This is a genomic window from Ginsengibacter hankyongi, from assembly GCF_008710285.1.
In the GTDB taxonomy this organism is placed as follows: domain Bacteria; phylum Bacteroidota; class Bacteroidia; order Chitinophagales; family Chitinophagaceae; genus Ginsengibacter; species Ginsengibacter hankyongi.
Genome location: NZ_VYQF01000002.1, coordinates 602595 through 619268, shown reverse-complemented (window position 1 = coordinate 619268; position 16674 = coordinate 602595). Strand labels below are relative to the sequence as shown.

At 36.3% G+C, this 16674-nt stretch carries 16 protein-coding genes; 7 read left to right on the top strand and 9 right to left on the bottom strand.

From position 1 onward, the window contains the following. Positions 1-134 precede the first annotated feature (134 nt). Positions 135-839, bottom strand: coding sequence for an SDR family oxidoreductase (locus tag FW778_RS12150; RefSeq protein ID WP_150414969.1), 705 nt, complete (start codon positions 837-839; stop codon positions 135-137). A 25-nt stretch (positions 840-864) separates the two neighbouring features. On the opposite strand from FW778_RS12150, the gene FW778_RS12145 reads away from it, so the two are divergent. Further along, entirely contained in the window at positions 865-1602 is a 738-nt protein-coding gene (locus FW778_RS12145) for a YjjG family noncanonical pyrimidine nucleotidase (protein WP_235906235.1), read from the top strand. Positions 1603-1612: 10 nt separating this feature from the next. Here FW778_RS12145 and FW778_RS12140 read toward each other — a convergent pair whose 3' ends face one another. The 3 genes from FW778_RS12140 to FW778_RS12130 are packed head-to-tail and all read right to left on the bottom strand — an operon-like array spanning position 1613 to position 4033. Next, entirely contained in the window at positions 1613-2317 is a 705-nt protein-coding gene (locus tag FW778_RS12140) for a phosphatidylserine decarboxylase family protein (protein ID WP_150414968.1), read from the bottom strand. A 57-nt stretch (positions 2318-2374) separates the two neighbouring features. Further along, positions 2375-3052 carry a phosphatidate cytidylyltransferase gene (locus FW778_RS12135; protein WP_150414967.1) on the bottom strand — a complete coding sequence of 226 codons (678 nt, stop codon included), beginning with the start codon at positions 3050-3052 and terminating at the stop codon, positions 2375-2377. A 9-nt stretch (positions 3053-3061) separates the two neighbouring features. Further along, complete coding sequence (locus tag FW778_RS12130; RefSeq protein WP_150414966.1) at positions 3062-4033, bottom strand: CPBP family intramembrane glutamic endopeptidase; 972 nt, start codon at positions 4031-4033, stop codon at positions 3062-3064. Positions 4034-4113: 80 nt separating this feature from the next. Here FW778_RS12130 and dusB point away from each other — a divergent pair, with 80 nt between their 5' ends. Both dusB and FW778_RS12120 read left to right on the top strand, forming a co-directional pair. Then, positions 4114-5151, top strand: a complete 1038-nt coding sequence (gene dusB, locus FW778_RS12125) for a tRNA dihydrouridine synthase DusB (RefSeq protein WP_150414965.1) — start codon at positions 4114-4116, stop codon at positions 5149-5151. Positions 5152-5522: 371 nt separating this feature from the next. Next, on the top strand, positions 5523-5837 hold the full coding sequence (locus FW778_RS12120; protein ID WP_150414964.1) for a ferritin family protein: 315 nt from the start codon (positions 5523-5525) through the stop codon (positions 5835-5837). Between the two features lie 17 nt (positions 5838-5854). Here FW778_RS12120 and FW778_RS12115 read toward each other — a convergent pair whose 3' ends face one another. The 3 genes from FW778_RS12115 to polA form a co-directional block, all read right to left on the bottom strand. Beyond that, positions 5855-6502 (bottom strand): DsbA family protein, encoded by a 648-nt coding sequence (locus tag FW778_RS12115; RefSeq protein WP_150414963.1) that lies wholly within the window; start codon positions 6500-6502, stop codon positions 5855-5857. A gap of 14 nt (positions 6503-6516) precedes the next feature. Beyond that, positions 6517-7203 (bottom strand): uracil-DNA glycosylase family protein, encoded by a 687-nt coding sequence (locus FW778_RS12110; protein ID WP_150414962.1) that lies wholly within the window; start codon positions 7201-7203, stop codon positions 6517-6519. A gap of 70 nt (positions 7204-7273) precedes the next feature. Continuing rightward, on the bottom strand, positions 7274-10090 hold the full coding sequence (gene polA, locus FW778_RS12105; RefSeq protein WP_150414961.1) for a DNA polymerase I: 2817 nt from the start codon (positions 10088-10090) through the stop codon (positions 7274-7276). Positions 10091-10190: 100 nt separating this feature from the next. On the opposite strand from polA, the gene FW778_RS12100 reads away from it, so the two are divergent. Continuing rightward, complete coding sequence (locus FW778_RS12100) at positions 10191-10778, top strand: Uma2 family endonuclease (protein WP_202552202.1); 588 nt, start codon at positions 10191-10193, stop codon at positions 10776-10778. Between the two features lie 31 nt (positions 10779-10809). Here FW778_RS12100 and FW778_RS12095 read toward each other — a convergent pair whose 3' ends face one another. Both FW778_RS12095 and FW778_RS12090 read right to left on the bottom strand, forming a co-directional pair. Further along, positions 10810-11541: an esterase family protein gene (locus FW778_RS12095; RefSeq protein WP_150414959.1), complete on the bottom strand. Its 732-nt coding sequence runs from the start codon at positions 11539-11541 to the stop codon at positions 10810-10812. A gap of 109 nt (positions 11542-11650) precedes the next feature. Continuing rightward, positions 11651-12334, bottom strand: a complete 684-nt coding sequence (locus FW778_RS12090) for a helix-turn-helix domain-containing protein (RefSeq protein WP_202552201.1) — start codon at positions 12332-12334, stop codon at positions 11651-11653. Positions 12335-13103: 769 nt separating this feature from the next. Here FW778_RS12090 and FW778_RS12085 point away from each other — a divergent pair. From FW778_RS12085 to FW778_RS12075, 3 genes are all read left to right on the top strand, one after another. Further along, a complete protein-coding gene (locus FW778_RS12085; RefSeq protein WP_202552200.1) occupies positions 13104-14264 on the top strand; it encodes a parallel beta-helix domain-containing protein in 1161 nt (386 codons plus the stop codon). A 76-nt stretch (positions 14265-14340) separates the two neighbouring features. After that, entirely contained in the window at positions 14341-14928 is a 588-nt protein-coding gene (locus tag FW778_RS12080) for an outer membrane beta-barrel protein (RefSeq protein WP_150414956.1), read from the top strand. 61 nt (positions 14929-14989) lie between these two features. Continuing rightward, on the top strand, positions 14990-16630 hold the full coding sequence (locus FW778_RS12075) for a hypothetical protein (RefSeq protein ID WP_150414955.1): 1641 nt from the start codon (positions 14990-14992) through the stop codon (positions 16628-16630). The last annotated feature ends 44 nt before the right edge of the window (positions 16631-16674 follow it).

Genomic DNA, 16674 nt, shown 5'->3' with positions numbered 1-16674 from the left:
GAATTTGGCAAAGCCTTTTTGTAAATATCTAACCATGCTTTCCACGAATCGTGATGAATAACAAATTTACTCTTAAATAAAACTGAACATAAGTTAAAAAATTCAAGTGCTGTTAAAAAATTTTTAAATACTAATCAGGGAAGATCTCCCTGGAGCGGCCTGATAACAATATCTTCTACACATGCTTGTGGAGACAGCATCGACGCGGCATATATCATTTCTGTAATATCACCTATTTCCATAATTCTTTTGGGATCCACTCCGCTATCTGCCCATGATGAAGTATAAACAGCACCCGGATAAACTGCTGTCACTTTTATGTCATAAGGCTTAAGCTCTTCGCGTAAATTTTTGCTAAACCCCATTAAAGCATATTTACTAATGCTATAAGAACCTCCATTGTGGTATGCAGATAAAGATGCAATTGAACACATATTAAACAGGTGGCCTGATTTTCTTTTCATCATTGGAGGAAGAAGAGCCCGCGTTATGTAGTAAGCGCTATATAAGTTTGCAGCTATCATTTTTTCGAGTAATCCTTCTAATTCATTGTAAATACTTCCCGGTATAAATTGCCCTGCGTTATTTATTAATATGTCAGGCACAACATTGGTCTCTTGCAGCCATCCGGCAAATTTATCGGCAGAAGATTTCAGGCTAATATCGGCGACCATATATTTTACCAGCTCGTTTTTGTTTTTTTTGTTGATTTCAAATGCTGCATCGGCAAGATCTTTTTCATTTCTTGCACAGATAAATACGTTGTTGCCATTGTCAGCATATTTAGCTGCAAGTGCTTTTCCAATACCTTTGCTACCACCTGTAATTACAATATTCATAATTTTATTTCGTTGAATTATCAATATGAGAGACAACAAATCTAAACAATCTATGAAACCCGCTCCCACAAAATACAGGCATCTTTTTTTCGATCTTGATCACACACTATGGGATTTTGATGCAAACGCTAAGGAATCTCTTACCGAGATTTATAATATTTTTGAATTAGAATCGAAATTTGTTTCTCCATTCGAGTTTTTTTATTCTACTTATTTAAAGCACAATGCAATACTATGGGACAGGTTTGAGAAGGGCTACATTACCAGTGAAGAATTAAAATGGAAAAGAATGTGGCGTACGCTCGTGGATTTTAGAATAGGTGATGAGAAGCTGGCCAAAGAAATGAGTGCAAAATTTCTCGAAATACTTCCTACTAAAAAAAGGGTGTTCGATTACACTTTTGAGATATTGGATTACTTAACAGAAAAAAATTATTCGATCCATCTTATTACTAACGGTTTCGAGAAAACGCAGTGGAGTAAATTAAATAATTCGGCCCTGGCGAAATATTTTACACATGTTATTACTTCCGAAACTTCAAATTCCATGAAGCCTCAAAAAGAAATTTTTGAATATGCATTAAAAAAAACAAATGGAAATATTGAGGAATGTATTATGATTGGTGATAACCTCAATGCAGATATACAAGGCGCTTTAAATGCAGGGATGGACGCAATTTTTGTAAACCACATCAAAGCAAACCATTCTTTTAAACCCACCCACACCGTTTATCATTTAAAAGAACTGGAATTTATTTTGTAAAAAAATAGCTTTAATATTCTTGCTCAACTTCTTCACCTTCAGCTACAGGAACAAGCGTATCAATTGTTGCAAGAACGGTAATGCCGCCCTTGACTACCTGGTTAAGTTTTACATTAAGTTCAGTTCCTATCGGTAACAACACATCCACCCGGCTTCCAAATTTTATAAAGCCCATTTCAGCACCCTGCTCCACGAACTGTCCAACTTTTAAATAATTAACTATGCGTTTTGCAACGGCTCCCGCAATTTGTTTTACCAAAATCACCGCATTATCGCTTTTTATTACAACCGAATGTCTTTCGTTTTCTGTAGATGATTTGGGATGCCATGCCACCAGGTATTTTCCTTTGTGGTATTGGCTATAGGTAACTTTTCCGGTCATTGGTATCCTGTTGAGATGCACGTTGGCGGGGCTCATAAATATTGAGACCTGTATTCTCTTGTCATGAAAGTACTCAGTATCAGTAATTTCTTCAATCACTACAACTTTCCCATCAGCCGGGCATATTACCTGGTGATGGGCTATTGTAAAATTTCTTTTGGGAGAGCGAAAAAAAGAAATAATAAAAAGCAATACTATAAAGCTTACACCAAAAACAATCCATGAAACCACAGGCATAGAAGCGCTAAAAAAATAAAAGAATATAATATTAACAGCTCCAAAAACAAGTGCACCCAGCGCAATTGATTTATAGCCCTCTTTATGAATGTTCATGCAACTAGTTTAACCACAAATATAAAAACTGGTAAGAAGAAAAGCATATTTATTTGTTTATAGCATAACTAAAAAATAATATGCAGCAACGAAGGTTGTAGCAATAAGTAAAGAATCAAATCGATCTAAAAAGCCACCATGGCCAGGCATTAATGTTCCGCTGTCTTTTACATGAGCCATACGTTTTAATTTACTTTCAAGCAAATCTCCTAACGTTCCAAAAATAGCACAACAAGTTGCAATTACTATCCAGTTTATATAATTATAAAATCCTGTTGCATAACCGATTAAAGTGATGGTAACAATGCAAAGTAATGCACCGCCAATAGTGCCTTCCCATGTTTTTTTAGGTGATATTTTAGTTAAAGGAGTTTTGCCAATTAGCGATCCAACTATATAGGCCATCGTGTCATTAATCCAGATAGAAAAGATTATTCCGCATGGAATTACTTTTAAAAAATTATTATCATAGGTAACGCTATTTCCGGTTCTCATGTATAATAATAACCCAATCGGTAACGTTATATAGACTAATCCGGCAAAAGATATTAATTTATACGACCCGGGATTTATTTTTTTTACAAGCTTTACAAACTCGTACCAACAGCCAAAATGAATAATAGTAAACAGAACGATAAAACTCGATTGATTCCATAATAAACCGGTGAGCATTATAATAACAAAAACTATTGCAGTTAATGTTCTTGTTTTAAAAGCTTTTGAATCGAGCGCCATTAATTGAAATTATGATTGTGCAGTGGGCCATTTATGAAAATCAAAATCATCTTCAGGAAAATCATCGCCCTTAACTTTTGCCCGTTGCAATAAAGATGTTTTTTTGAATTGAATAAAAAGATAAATAATTAATACAAGCGCTGCCACACCGGCCCACAAAGGAAAGTTTTCTTCAATATCTTTTTGATCTTTTGCTCCTGATATTGTGAATGCATATAGCGCAGTAACCTGCAGGCCGTTGTATAAAAAATGGAAAAGAGCGGACAGCCAAATATTATCGCTATAATAAAAAACCAGGCCAAGTATAACGCCTAAGGCAAAACGCACTAAAAATCCATAGTACGAAATGTGGACTAAACTAAAAACAATGGAAGTGATAATAATGGCAATCCAGGGTCCTTTAAACCAGCGGGTAAAAATATTTTGAATTCCCGCCCTGAAACATATTTCTTCAAAAAGCCCAGGTAACAATCCAATTACAATTAGAGAAATAATATATCTCGGGAATGAATTAATATTGATGAGTGCCGCTTCCTGTGCTGCACGGGAATTCTCCATTATTTTAAACTTTGTAGCCCAGGCTGTGGGTATGGGAATAACCTTATTCAATTCTGCCAAAGCACCCGAAAGAGGGAAAGTGAGAATCAGAATTCCCAGCATTATAAATACCTGTTTATAATTAATATTGGTATTGAACCCAATAAACTTTGCGGGCTTGCGATAACAGATAAGGGCTAAAACATATACTGGTAAAAAAAACAAAAAGAAAGTGGAGACCACCTGTATGGCCATAACAGCATTATAGTATTGGGGTTTTAGCATATCATCTGCCATCGCAAGAATTGGCCTGCCTGTCATCATAATCCAGATAATTACTGAAACGATTGAACCGATTACCATTCCTGCACCGATTAATGCGATTAATATTCCGAGTTGAGAGAGATAGCTAAAGTTTTTTGAATTTCTATCTGTTATGATCATCTAAAATTTTTAGTGCGTAAATTTACAGCCAATTTTTTTGAGTTTAGAAAAGCTCTTCCATTAAATTAATAAAAGAAAGTTTGATAAAAATAGGTAACATAGAACTTCCGGAATTTCCTTTATTGCTCGCGCCAATGGAAGATGTAAGCGATCCACCATTTCGTGCAGTTTGTAAAGATAATGGCGCACATTTAATGTACACTGAATTTATAAGCAGTGAAGGGTTAATAAGAGATGCAATTAAAAGCCGGAAAAAACTGGATATATACGATTATGAAAAGCCGGTGGGTATTCAAATTTTTGGTGGCGATGAAGAAAGCCTTTCTCTTGCTGCTAAAATTGTGGATGCAACCAACCCCGATCTGTTGGATATAAACTTTGGTTGCCCTGTAAAAAAAGTTGCGTGCCGCGGTGCAGGAGCTGGGGTATTAAAAGATGTTCCGTTAATGGTGCGTCTAACCGATGCCGTGGTAAGAAGTACTTCATTGCCGGTAACTGTAAAAACGAGATTAGGCTGGGATGATAATACTAAAAATATTGAAGATGTTGCTGAACGTTTGCAGGATGTAGGGATACAGGCGTTAGCCATTCATGGCCGCACCCGCACGCAAATGTATAAAGGAGAAGCAGACTGGACTTTGATCGCTAAAGTGAAGGAAAACCCAAGGATTAAAATTCCCATTTTTGGTAATGGTGATATTGACTCACCACAAAAAGCACTGGAGTATAAAAACCGTTATGGTGTTGACGGCATCATGATTGGCCGTGCTGCTATTGGCTATCCATGGATTTTTAACGAGATTTCCCATTATGTAAAAACAGGGGAAATACTGCCATCGCCGACGGTTGAAGAGAGAGTAAATGTTTGCAAAAAGCATTTAATAAAATCTTATGAATGGAAAGGCCCTATTGTTGGCATTAATGAAATGCGCAGGCACTATACTAATTATTTAAAAGGAATGCCTAACATTAAAGAGTACCGTTTAAAATTAGTCACCTTAAAAGAAGCTGATGAAATTATTGAAGTGCTCGATGAAATTGTTGATAAATACAAAGGGCATGAATTTGAAAGATCAGTAATTGAGTTGATCAATTACCATGAGAAATGCGCAGTGTGATCTTCTGATTGTCTCCGCTAGCAACATTTCAACCGGCATAGAGGCATCTTTAAACAGCAAATAAAAGGATTTGCCTTGCCTTACTTTCCTTTTAAATTTTAGGTTTTTGCATAATAAATCGTTCTTAATCACGTTTGTATAATCAGTATTTATTAAAAAAACCTATCCTATGATCGTTAAAGAAATAGTATGCGAGCTTCTTATTGCTGCTCATCTCATACTTTTTATTCAGCCAAGAATCAAAAAACTCAAGCTTTAATTGTATTTATAACTGCAAAAGCAGTTTATTTTATCTTTCCTTGCCTTTTTTTAAAAGTGGTTCTGTATTTGTAGCACCTGAAATAATTTTTAACCAAATTTAAATTATTAAAATGCCTACAGAACAATACCACGAACCCGCCAGCGAGCTATCAAAAGAAACCAGGACGTTTGCAAGAATGATAACAGGCCTTATTGAAGAAGCCGATGCAATAAACTGGTATGAGCAACGAATAAGCGTTGAAAAAGACAAAGATGCAAAAGCAATAATGATCAATGCACAGAAAGAAGAATTTAAACACTTCAGCATGGACCTTGAATTTTTATTAAGGCAAAAAAGCGATTGGCGAAAAATTATAAATGCTGTTATTTCCAAGCCTGGTGATATTGTTGAGAACGGTGAAAAAGCCGAGAAGAAAGTTGATTGAATATTGTAATACGGATATCACTGCTTTTCCTTTAGAACATTTTCTATTCTTTCGTTCAAACTATCAAATGGCGTGTACCCCTGCGCTATATGATGGAATTTTGTTTCACCGGTTTGAATAAATACCGCGGGAAAGCCGGTTACATTTAGTTGCTTGCACAAAGCGAATTCATAGTAAGCCTGTTCTTTATATTCTTCATCATGGAGTTTTTCATAAAATTCTTCGGCGGGAATATTATATTTTTCAAGTAGAAGCAAGTAAGCTTCATCATCCGTAAGGTCGCGGCCTTCAAAGTGCAATGCATATTGCATATCTGCCGCAAAGCTTACCTGTTGGTTTGGTACATATTCTTTAAAAACACACAAAGCAATTGCCGGTTTTTCCGAATTGGGAAACCAGTCACTTTGATCAGGATGCCTGATGTGCCACAAATAATCTTCACCAAATTTTGCCCCCGAGAGTTCTTCTACCCGTTTATATGCACTCTCTATATATTTTGCTGTAACGACTATTGCCACAGGTTCTTCCGGCAATATCATGCCACCGGAAAGCACTTCAAACTCCAGTTTGTTCTTATATTCCGAGTATACTTTTTTTATTACTTCACTAAATCCATAGCACCATCCACAATAAGCATCATAGCAATATATTAATGTTGGAGTCATTTCCTGTAAATTAATTATAGTCTATTACTGGTTACAACCGACAGTTCACGAAGATACTGATCAATATATTCATCTTTCTTTTTAAGCTTGTACTGCATAATGAATCTGGGATGTGGCAAGGCAACAATTTTATCAAAAAATTTCATTTCGTTATTGAGTCGTGTGAGATAAGCAAGATTTTTCCCTTCGCCGAAACAAAAAACAATATCAGTTTTTAACCCGAACCTGAGTTGCTGTTTTAAGCACTCAATTACAAAATCTTTTATACTGTTCTCAAGTTTCCTGTCGTCGTAATAATTTAAATTCTTATTATCTTTTGTAAAACCTAACGGTGAGATAGACGAAATATAAAAGTTGTTGTAAAAAAATTCAGGGCCTCCAAAGGCATGGATCATTTCATAAACAAATACAGAACTTAATTCCTGCTTCTTTTGAAAGTTATTTTCAATGCCGCAAATTGTTTGCAATCTTATGGGGTCGGTAAAAGGGATCCCAGTAATACCGCCGCCAAATCTTCCAGGATTAATTCCTAATATTAAATATCTTGAATTGCTATCGTTGTAGTATTTACTATAAAAATTATCGCACAGATTGAATGTGGTTTTATCCTTAAAGGGATTCAATACTTCAACGCCGGGAGGCAGATCAGCGTGTAAATGCAGGCTTTTAAAAAATGAAAGAATCTTTTTTGAAAATGTCATTATGTTGTTTCAATTCTATTTTATTAGCAGCTTTTAAATAGTTAGGCCATGTCATAATTTACTGTTTAAATTAATGCGCCTCCAGCCAGTTTTCTCCTACGCCTATTTCTGCGTCTGTAGGTACACCGTTAGGTAGCGGAAGGGCATTTTGCATACATTCAATAATAATTGGCTTTATGGTTTCTATTTCACTTTTATAAGCATCAAAAACCAATTCATCATGCACCTGCATAATCATTTTTGATTTAAAATTCTGTTTCTTAAATTCATTATGAATTTTAATCATGGCCAGTTTTATCATATCGGCAGCAGTTCCTTGTATCGGAGAATTAATCGCGTTACGCTCAGCGTATCCGCGAACGGTGAAGTTGGAAGAGTTAATATCTTTCAACCATCTTTTTCGCCCCATCAGCGTTTCCACGTAACCGTTAGCTTTGCAAAACTGTATGGTCTCATCCATATATTTCTGAATATTAGCAAATTGTTTTTTATAATTATCAATAATCTCTTTCGCTTCGGTACGTGATATGCCCAGATTTTCTGCGAGCCCGAAAGCGCCCTGTCCATAGATGATTCCGAAGTTTACGCTCTTGGCTTTGTAACGCATTTCCTTGGTTACGTCATCTTCATCAACATTAAAAACTTTTGCTGCTGTTGCAGTATGTATGTCTTTTCCTGATTTAAAAGCTTCACACATAGCAGGGTCGCCGCTTATTCCTGCTACAATGCGTAACTCAATCTGGGAGTAGTCTGCAGATATAATTAAGTGATCGCTATCTCTCGGAACAAACGCTTTGCGAATCTCACGGCCTCTTTCTGTTCTGATAGGAATATTTTGCAGATTAGGATTGTTACTGCTTAGCCTGCCCGTAACTGCTATTGCCTGTCCATAACAGGTATGAACCCTTTGCGTTCTTTTATTAACTATCTGGGGTAATGCATCAACATAGGTTGACTTTAACTTGGTAAGCTCCCGAAAGTTTAAGATATCTTCTACGATCGGATTTTCTTTGGCAAGCTTCAACAGAACATCTTCACCGGTTGAATGCTGGCCGCCTTTTGTTTTCTTTCCTTTATTTAATTGCAGTTTCTCAAATAAAACTTCTCCCAGTTGTTTTGGAGAAGCAAGATTAAATTTTATACCAGCCTGCTCGTATACACTCTGTTCACATTTCGCGGCTTCTTTCTCCAACTCTTCGGAGTATACATTCAGAAAATTCATGTCCACTTTGACACCTTCATATTCCATATCCGTCAAAACTTTCACCAAAGGCGTTTCCACTTCATTAAAAACTTTTTCAACCTGTTTCTCTTTTAAGTAAGGTAAAAACACATTTTTTAACTGGCGGGTGATATCAGCATCCTCAGCTGCATATTCCTTTACTTTTTCCATCTCCACATCACGCATGGTAATTTGTTGCTTCCCTTTTTTCCCGATGAGCTCAGTAATGGAAACAGGAAGATATCCCAGGTATTGTGCGCTGAGCAAATCCATATTGCGTCTACCTTCGCTTTCAATAACATAATGCGCAAGCATGGTATCAAATAGTTTTCCTTTTAGCTCAAAGCCATACCACTTCAAAACAAGCAAGTCGTATTTGATATTTTGGCCGATCCATATTTTTGACTCATCATTAAACAATTCTTTAAATTGATTAAGAATGTGAATAACCGTCTGTTCGTCAGCAGGGCATGGAACATAATATCCTTCGCAATCTTTAAAAGAAAAACTTAAGCCCACCAATTCGGCTTCATTGGCATCGATATGATTTGTTTCTGTATCAAACGAGATTTCTTTTTGTTCCTTTAATTTCTTTACTAATTCATTTATGGCATCATCACCTTCAACTAAATAGTAATTGTGTGGTGTATTATTAATATTCTTTTCTGCTGTAAGTCCCGGCTTTTCTTCATTAATAATTTTTTCTTCTTCAGGTTTTGGAATAGGCACTTCCATTGCATTGCCAAATAAATCAGTTTGTATTACCTGTTTTTCAACAACAAACACATTGTATTCATCTCCTAAAATTCTTTTTCCTAAGGTCTTAAATTCAAACTCTGCAAACAGCTCTCTCAAAACTTCTGTATTATAAGCTTTCACTCTAAAGTCTTCTTCATGAAACTGGCAGGGAACTTCTGTGATAATTGTTGCCAGTTTCTTACTCATGATAGCAGCTTCTTTACCTGCTCTTATCTTTTCACCCAAGGCGCCTTTTATATTTTCAGCATCGGCTAAAACATTCTCAACCGTTTCATATTGCGCCAACAATTTTGCAGCGGTCTTTTCACCTATACCTGCAATACCGGGAATGTTATCGGCAGCATCTCCCATCAAACCAAGGATATCGATAACCTGGTTTACGTTTTTTATACCCCATTTTTCGCAAACCTCTTTGGTGCCCATAATTTCCACCTTTCCTCCCTGGTAGCCGGGCCTATAAATTTTTATTTTATCAGTAACCAATTGCCCGAAATCTTTGTCCGGTGTTACCATAAAGACTTCATAGCCTTCCCTTTCGGCTTGCTGTGCCAATGCTCCAATTATATCATCAGCTTCATAGCCATCACATTCAACCACGGGCAAATTAAAACCTTCAATTATTTTTTTTATATCAGGGATAGAAGCCAGTAAATCTTCGGGCGCTTCCTGCCTGTTGGCTTTGTATGCTTCAAAATCAGTGTGCCGTTCTGTGGGCGCCCATGTATCAAAAGCTACAGCGAGGTGTGTAGGTTTTTCTTTACTTAACAAATCAAATAACGTATTGGTAAAACCAAATTGTGCATTGGTGTTTTTTCCTTTGGTGGTGATTATCGGGCTGCGGATAAGCGCATAGTATGCACGATAAATAAGCGCCATTGCATCAAGAAGAAAAAGTTTTTTATCCATTGGGCAAATGTAAAACAAAGCATGGTTGTTGCAAAAGGCACTTGAACTTTATAACAATTACCCGGGATAACGAATGCAAATAACTTTTGTAACTTTAAATATGGAAATAAAAGAACCAGCTCGCGCTTATAACAAAAAGTTTTTTTCCATTGAGGAATACCTACAAATGGAAAATGAGGCACTAGAAAAGCATGAATATTACAAAGGTGAAATTTTCGCCATGTCGGGTGCAGGCAACAGGCATAATATTATTGCAATAAATATAATCGGATCACTCTATAATTTTCTAAGAGGTAAAAGTTGCCAACCGTACGGCAGCGATATGAGAATTCACATCCCAGAAAACACTTTGTTTACTTACCCGGATATTTCAATTATTTGCGGTGATATAATAAATCCAGGTGAAGACGAAAATTCAGCTACGAACCCAACGGTAATTATTGAAATACTTTCTCCTTCCACCCGCAACTACGATCGTGGAGTAAAGTTTATGTTGTACCGTGCTATCCCAACATTAAAAGAATATATTTTAGTAGAAGCTGAATCCATTCACGTAGAACAATTCGCCATTAATAAAGAAGGTCTTTGGCAATTAAAAGAATATTCTAATCAAAATGACCGACTGAGTTTAGAATCGATCGGTGCAAATTTATTGTTGGAAGAGATATATGACAGGTGTAAACTTTAGGGGAGCTTGAGATCCGTTAGCCTGATAAAATTTAAAATCTTGATTCAATATAATGAGGAAGCATGGCTCTCCAGGTAGGCCAGTCATGTTTCATATCTTCTCCCCAAATATCCAGTTCATAATTAATCCCTTTATCGTATAATACTTTTGCGAACTGCCCCGCGGCTCCCGGGTCTTCGTAATCTCCGCTGCCGGAAAGTATATGGATATGATTGCTCTTCCTGATATTACTCAAATACCAATCGTCGGTGAGCTCCGGCATGTAATGCATTGGGGAGTTAAAATAAACCTGCTCATCATGAAAGCCTTTCGTGTATTCGTGCAAGTTATATACACCGCTCATGGCAATAACTCCATTAATAATATCAGGCCGTTTCAAAAATAAATTCATACTATGTAAGGCACCAAAGCTTGCGCCGCTAACTATAACAGGTGTTTCCGGCGAGGTGCTATTTTTTATGAAAGGTATCACCTCTTCAAAAACATATTGGTTAAACTGGTTATGCCGGATTGCTTTATGTTCTCCTAACATTTCATTATGCATCCAGCTTTCCGTGTTAATGCTATTGATAGAAAAAACTTTTACTTTGCCGGCATCAATATGAGGAGCAAGGCTATCAATTAATTGAAAACGCTCATACTCGAGATAATCGGCCGCCGCAGTGGGAACAAGCAAAAGAGCAAATCCATAGTCACCATACAGGGCAACCGGCATTTCTTTATCCAGGGAAGGGCTATACCAGGAAGTAAGTTCTCTCTTCATAAAAGATTTAATTAATAGCACAAAATAAAGGAATCTAAGGGGAATCTCGGGTTAAGTGTATGCAGTTATTTATAGTAAGTAAAACAGCGCACGTAACGGACAAAGATTCTTACTTTTCTATAAATTCTTCTTTGGGAGGAGGCGTATTCATAAAAAGCTCTTGAGGAGATTTTGCGGCGAACATTTTGACTTCTTTTATGAAATGAGCCTGGTCGTAATATCCGCCTTCATAGGTGATATCTGTCCAGGCTTTTTCGGGATGAAGCATTTTATTTTCAATGGCGTTATAAAAGCGAACGATTCTTGAATATAATTTTGGAGACATACCAATCTCGTCTATGAATCTTCTTTCGAAATTCCGACAGCTCATGTTTGCATTATAAGCAAGATTATCAAGTGAAATGTTTCCCTTCTTGCTTAAAATTAGATTAGAACAATTTGCAATGTTGGCAGTATGTCTATTATGGTTTTGGCTCAAAAGCCTTTGAACCAAATATTTATCCATATGCTTACTCATTTCGAAGATATCTTTCGATGTACCTAACTGTTCATTCAGTAACCGGTAGCCATTTCCTAAGATATCTGCGATAGGAATGATCGAATTGATTAGCATTTTTTGAGGAATTCCAAATATTGCAAACAAGCCATTAGATTTAAACTGCACACAAAACAAAACATAACTCCCTTGATAATAAACACATCCCTGGGATTCTGTAAAAAAAGTAACAAGACTACTTGTTTTGGTTTCTTCCTTTCCTGAACTATCCCTTACAGTGCAAAATTTATCTTTCAAAAAAAAAGTTAGATAATACTCGTAAATCGCGTGCAGGGGTTGAGGCATAACCGATACTCCTGTATTAAAAATACGCAGCGAATAACGATGTATAAATGGCCGCAGTATAGGCGCCGGCTTTATCTGATAAGTATAAACCGTAAATTTTCCATTATATAAATTAGTGGAAGTAAGAATTTAAAAAAAGTGCCTGAGGAAATGGGACTTTACTTATCAATATGAATTCAAAGGCTGAAGGGTAAAATGCAAATTTTGGTTTGCTTAATAAATATAATAAACACACCAATTATTTCAAAGCATTCCTCGTCGGTTTACCGAATAATCACAAAAACTACCATTTAAAAGAGCAACTAACAACAAATAAATAGTTGTCGCTTTTTTACAATGAAATGGTAGTACGACTAAATATTTTTAATAAAAGCTTTAAAATATATCGACTGGAAAAAACTTCAGTAAAAACTAATACACCTATCATTTCTTTTAGTAAATATTATTAACACTTTATATTTCATAAGGACAATTGGCAAATTATCCTCATTTGACTAAACGGCGTTTTGAATCTTTTTTAAAAAGCCCTAAGAATAAAAATGATTTAGTATTAATCCATTTAGAACAGGACTTACGCTGATAGTATTTTACAACCGGTATTTAAACATTAAGTCCTGGCGGAACAAATCCTGCGCTATAAAAAAATATCTTTCGTTTACCTAAATAATCACAATTAAAATGCAACATGGTTTTTTATTTAATAATTAAAAAGGAGGTTATTATGAAAAAGGTATTACCATTCAATTTTCAAAAACTATTAACAAGCAAATTCACTGCATTCGCTGTTATCGTTTTAATTACAGCTGCACTATTTACAAGTTGTAAAAAGGTTTATTCCCCTTCGTGTAAAGATGATGATTTTACAAAGGGGAAAAATAATACGATTACGGTCCACCAGGGTGGTTCCATCCAGGCGGCCATCGACGCCGCTGCTCCAGGCACCGTCATACTTATCGAGCCCGGAACGTATAATGGAGAAATAGAGATTAATAAAGCGAACATTCAACTAATCGGTAAGACCTGTTTCGCATTTGAAAAAGTAATTATTCAAAATGCGGGAGATGAAGACTGCGGAATTATGGTGCACAAGGGTGGAGATGGATTCGTATTAAAAAATGTCACCGTCCGCGATTTTTCGGAAAACGGAGTTTACCTGGAGTATGTCGATAACTTTTTATTGTCAAATATAACTGCAGTTAACTGCAAAGAATATGGACTGTATCCGGTGCATTGCACACATGGTGTAATTGAATATTGCTCAGCAACAGGAAGTGCCGATACGGGTATTTATGTGGGCCAATCAGAAAATGTTGCCATGCAATACAATACTGCTTATGGAAACGTAAATGGAATTGAAATTGAAAACTGCTCGAATATCATTGCATTTAAAAACCATTCTTACGATAATGTTTCAGGCATCCTGATTGTTTTATTACCCGGACTTATAGTTAAATCTTCTTCAAATGTTGAAATAAAAGATAACAATATTGAGAATAATAATCATCTAAATTTTGCTGAGCCGGGTGCAGGATTCGAAGGATTAGTTCCCAGTGGTGCAGGAATTCTCCTGGTAGGAGTTGACAACGTTACCATAGAAAAAAATAAAATCAGCAATAATAACTTTACGGGTATTGCCACCGTTAGTACGGTTATATTAGGAGCTTTGGGAGGTATCCCACCGGAAGCTTTTGCTGATATTGAGCCCACTGTTGATGGCGCAAAAATTATCAATAACACACTCGTAAATAATGGAAGCGCCCCGCCAGTGGGATTACCGTTACCCGGTGTTGACCTTTTGTGGGACGGCAATGGAACCAATAATTGCTGGAAGAATAATATACATTCCAGCGAGTATCCTTATCCGTTACCAGCCTGCAATTAATAAGAAAAAAAGGAAACGGTGTTTCTGTTACAGATACTGTTTCCTTTAAAAAATTTATCACGTTTAATAATTTCAGATGAACTGCCCTAAAAAATACTATGTGATTATTTTTTTGTTAATCGCTTTATTTATAACCAACTCTTCTTTTGCACAAAAACCGACATTTGGTTTAAAACTCGGGGTTGCGGTATCTCATTCCACCATTGATGAAAACACAACAGAGCCTAACTCCGGTTCAAGTTTTAACGGTGTTGGAATATTAGGTGGCGTATACCTCGACATTCCTTTAGTAAATGAAGTAGTCCTTAGGCCCGGAGCTGAAATTGTATCTAAAGGATCGAGTGGAAATAGCAGGTATTATTATTATCCTCCGCGATTTACTTATCTGGATATTCCGTTAAATATTCTCTATAAGAGCAATTCCAGCCATGGCCATTTAATTGCGGGAGGTGGGCCTGTACTTGGTATTCCTTTCCAGCCCTATTACGGTTATACGTTAAAAACCGACGTAGGATTAAATGGAATAATCGGCTATGAATTTTCTATCGGATTTTCATTCAATGTAAATTATTGTTATGGTTTAAATAATGTCAGTAAGAACAAGGATATAGCAACGAAGATTTCAACCCGTTATTTAGGGATTAGCGTTGGTTATAACTTTTAAGATATTTTTCGCCTTACCTGTGTAATCAAAATTAAAACGTTCATTCTTTAATCAAAAATCAATGTTACAAAAATTAAAAGACTATCATGGTTGGGTTTTCATCCTCGCAATATTTTTTGTCTTTGCAGGGTGTAATCGCTATTATAAAGCAGTTATAACTAAAGTAAAAGCTAATCCCGATAAGAGCGTTGACTCATTAAAAAATCAAAATAGGTATTTCATTTTACGTACGCCAAGCCAGGCATACTTCATGCGAAATATAATTTTAAGCGAGGACAGAAAAAAAATTACATGTACGCTGGACGATATACCCATCGAGCACCAGGATTATCTGTACAAAGGCAAAGGGAATTTGCGCTATAAGGAGCCGTTTGTTCTTAATGAAGTGCACATGTATATTGGTAATGACAGCGCATTAAATAAAGGCAGTTATACTTTGACGCTTGATCAAATACAAAAAATTGAAGTTATTGAAAAAGATAAAAAAAGAACTACTAATAGTTACGTTATTGGAGCGCTCGGCTATACAATAGGAGCAATTGCTGTTGTGGCAATTATTGTTGCTGCTACTAAAAGTTCATGCCCCTTTATAAGCGCTTACTCGAATAATGAATTCGTGCTGCAGGGGGAAACCTACGGAGGCGCCATTTATCCGCAACTGGCCAGGGATGATTATATGCCGCTAAGAATGACGCCAACCACAAACAATATGCTTCAATTAAAGATAAGTAATGAATTACAGGAACAACAATACACCGATTTTGCGGACCTTGAGGTTGTAACGCATTCAGAAAACACAAAAGTCCTTGTGGATGAAAAAGGGAATTTATTTGAAATCACTGATCCGCGACCACCGGTTGAAGCGTGGACAGGAAATAATAAAGATGCGTTAGCTCCCCTGCTCAAAAAGGATGATAATTCCTTGTTGCATTTTGATGATACACTTGCGATAGATGCCACGAATTTTGTGGTTGCAAAATTCAATAAACCAGTCGGAACACAAAATGGTAAATTGGTTTTAGCCATCAAAAATTCTTATTGGCTCGATTACCTCTATGGAGAAATGGCCAAAAGTTTTGGAAGCTATTACAATACCTACGTAAAAAGACAAAATAGGAGACCAGCTTCTGAATTATTACAATGGTCAAAAGACCAAAAAATTCCATTGGAGGTATCAGTAAAAACAAAAACAGGGTGGCAAAAAGTAACTGACTTAACAACTATTGGTCCGCTTGCAACAAGAGATATTGTAGTTCCACTTGATTTAAAGAATGTAGAAGACTCATCGGTTGAAGTCAGGTTAAGCAGTGGCTTTATGTTTTGGGAAATTGATTATGCAGCAATTGATTTTTCTGAGAATAACAATTTTAGCGTTGAAACGATTTCCCCGTTTATTGCTACTGATGAAACAGGAAAAGATATTTTGCCTGAACTAAATAAAAGGGATGGCATTTACCTGGAGCAACCGGTTCCGGGCAATTGTGTCACTCTCGAATACAAATGTTTACCACAGCGCCCAAATACCGCACAGACCTACATCTTACATACAAAAGGATACTATACGCATGTAAGGGATTTAAAAGGTTCACCAAAAATTGCGTTTTTAAAAAAATTAAAAAAACCAGGAGGATTTCCTTCCTATAGTCTCGACATGTATAAAAAATTCAGCGCTACTACCCTGCAGGCATTAGTTAAAAACTAAGATGAAAATCAAAGCAGACATAAATTTTTAATACAAAATCTTTT